The sequence below is a fragment of the Ochrobactrum sp. SFR4 genome (genome assembly GCF_019730395.1).
In the GTDB taxonomy this organism is placed as follows: domain Bacteria; phylum Pseudomonadota; class Alphaproteobacteria; order Rhizobiales; family Rhizobiaceae; genus Pseudochrobactrum.
This window is the reverse complement of sequence record NZ_JAAPBB010000833.1, coordinates 1-267: the sequence shown is the minus strand read 5'-3', so window position 1 is coordinate 267 and position 267 is coordinate 1. Positions and strand designations below refer to the sequence as shown.

The following is a 267-nucleotide window of genomic DNA, read 5'->3' as shown; positions in this document are numbered from 1 at the left end:
AGGGCGTTGGAAAAAGCTGTTGCAAAGCTCTCACGATCATCGGGTGGCAGAAAACGGCCGATATCCAGCGATCTGTCATCACTTTGCAATTGCATCTGGGTAATGCCGATATCATCTTTGCGGGTAATGTGGAACCGTGTGCGGAACGGATTAAACTGATAAGCGCGAATATGTCCGGATGCGGAAACCTGCCGGATGAGCAATTGCTCACGGGAGACACTGATTTCTTCCCGCTGCCGTGCAGCATGATAATTAAGCCGGAAGGCC

General features: G+C 51.3%; 1 protein-coding gene. It reads right to left on the bottom strand.

Annotation, left to right across the window (positions count from 1 at the left end; all coding sequences use genetic code 11):
• A partial coding sequence (locus HBA93_RS21415; RefSeq protein WP_221724597.1) for a DUF2244 domain-containing protein occupies positions 1-267 on the bottom strand: 267 nt, incomplete at both ends.